The 1,704-nt window shown below is 45.1% G+C and carries 3 protein-coding genes; all 3 read left to right on the top strand.

The features are described from left to right. The first annotated feature begins 95 nt into the window (after positions 1-95). The 3 genes from Q0614_RS09650 (at position 96) to Q0614_RS09640 (ending at position 1,609) form a co-directional block, all read left to right on the top strand. Positions 96-710, top strand: a complete 615-nt coding sequence (locus tag Q0614_RS09650; protein WP_005871467.1) for a hypothetical protein — start codon at positions 96-98, stop codon at positions 708-710. Between the two features lie 99 nt (positions 711-809). Further along, positions 810-986 carry a hypothetical protein gene (locus Q0614_RS09645; RefSeq protein ID WP_298788338.1) on the top strand — a complete coding sequence of 59 codons (177 nt, stop codon included), beginning with the start codon at positions 810-812 and terminating at the stop codon, positions 984-986. A 341-nt stretch (positions 987-1,327) separates the two neighbouring features. Further along, positions 1,328-1,609, top strand: a complete 282-nt coding sequence (locus Q0614_RS09640; RefSeq protein ID WP_297881253.1) for a hypothetical protein — start codon at positions 1,328-1,330, stop codon at positions 1,607-1,609. The last annotated feature ends 95 nt before the right edge of the window (positions 1,610-1,704 follow it).

Raw genomic sequence — 1,704 nt, 5'->3', positions numbered from 1 at the left:
TTTTTTAGCTTGGATTGAAGAGCGATTCCGCCCGTTTCAGCGTAAAATTTAGACCCGCAGGGTAGAATTACAAAAATTTTTACATGGAGCAAACAATGAAAAATTTCTTTCTAGCCGCAATAGTTTGCGCGCTATTTAGCGGTTGCGCATATGAAGCGCAGTTTAATCAAAACGCCGACGTAGCGCCGTTTGATGACACTATAAGCGCGACTAACGCCATGCAAAGCGCGCTCATTTATATCCCTAGCGAGCTAATGGGGACGAAAAGCTACGCCGCAAGCTCGAAGCTAGGCAGAGACGATGAGCTTAAAATCGACGTCGGTGAGTTCGTCGCAGGCGAGGCAAAGCGCTTCTTCGGCACCTACCTAAGGCGCGTAAGCGTTACCGACGACGAAAAAGCGCTGCAAGGTAAAGGGCTCGTTATCGCGCCTGAGCTTAGCTCATTCGGCTTTGGCTTTTACAGCTCCGACGGCATCGATGTTTCGGCAAAGCCCTACGTGCGCTACAATCTACGTCTAAAAATGTTTAAAAACGGAAAGCCGATCTACAACCAAAATATCGCCGTAAACGAGCGCAACTTCGGCGAGGAGGAATTCTTCGGTGGCGGTCAGGGCTCATACGCGCAGATCGGCGGGATTTTTCAAAAATCTATGGCGAATGATTACGCCGTGCACGCTAGAGAAATTTTGGACGTAATCAACGATAATTAATCGCGCTTACGCCTTTTTGTGGTGAGGCGGGCATCTAGTCGCTTATTTTTGCCTGCCGTCTTGTGGCAAAATTTGTTGCGGCGATCTTACGGCACGCGCTTGCGGATCGTCGCGCCTAAGCTCTATCTAGCGATAGGCTTTAAAGCTCTCATAGACGCGCTTTCTTGCGGTATTTACTCATTTGGGGCTTTGGATTTTGATATCGAGTTTGCCAGCACTCTAGGCATCAAATTTAATCCCGCAAGTTGCGTAAATTCCGCAAAAATCGCGTTATAAAATTAACTTGACAGCCCATATTTAAGTGCGGCGAGCCAATAAATTCCGCACTTTGACATACTGCCTAATTACGTTTTTTAGGGCTAAGCTCCGCAAATAAACTTTTCGCGTTCGCTGCTACGCTTGCATAAAATTCCATATTCGCAGCACCAAAAAATTCGCCCTAAATTTAAAGCAGCGATTAATATTAATTTTTATATCGTTACTAAATTTTTTTAAGGAGAGAATTATGAAAAAGTTTTTATTACTTCCGTTTGCTTTCGCGGCGCTTTTTGCGGCACCAAGCTGCGATTAATGTCCAGCTCAGAGCGGCTGTGGAAGGTATCAATAAGAGTGCGCCGATGCGAGTCGACGAAATTACCACATTAACGGGTGCTGAGTGCAAAGATGGCAGCTTTATCTACAACTACGAGCTAAATGACGGCATGGGGATGAAATTTGACAGTGTCGGAAATGATCAAAAAACCGTGATACAAAATGTCATAGATAGCCAAAATAAGCAAATTTTTTGCAACCAGATGAAGGTAATGCATCCGCTAATAAACAGCGCGATATGGAGCTATAAGATAAAAAGTGGCGAAGAATTTATAAGGGTAGAATTTAAGCCTAGCGACTGCAAGTAGGGCTTGTGCGGGATTTAAAATTTAGCGCGGCGTGAGCCTTTGCCTGCTCACCCGCGCAGCATCCGTTTAAAATTTATCCGCTTCGCTTTTGATTT

It is taken from the genome of uncultured Campylobacter sp. (genome assembly GCF_937997595.1).
Lineage (GTDB): Bacteria > Campylobacterota > Campylobacteria > Campylobacterales > Campylobacteraceae > Campylobacter_B.
Note: the sequence above shows the minus strand (reverse complement) of the source record. Positions and strands in the feature narration are given on the sequence as shown.

Coding starts and splice junctions, on each gene's coding strand:
- Q0614_RS09640 (WP_297881253.1), top strand. CDS start 1,328: ATGCGAGTCGACGAAATTACCACATTAACGGGTGCTGAGTGCAAAGAT.
- Q0614_RS09650 (WP_005871467.1), top strand. CDS start 96: ATGAAAAATTTCTTTCTAGCCGCAATAGTTTGCGCGCTATTTAGCGGT.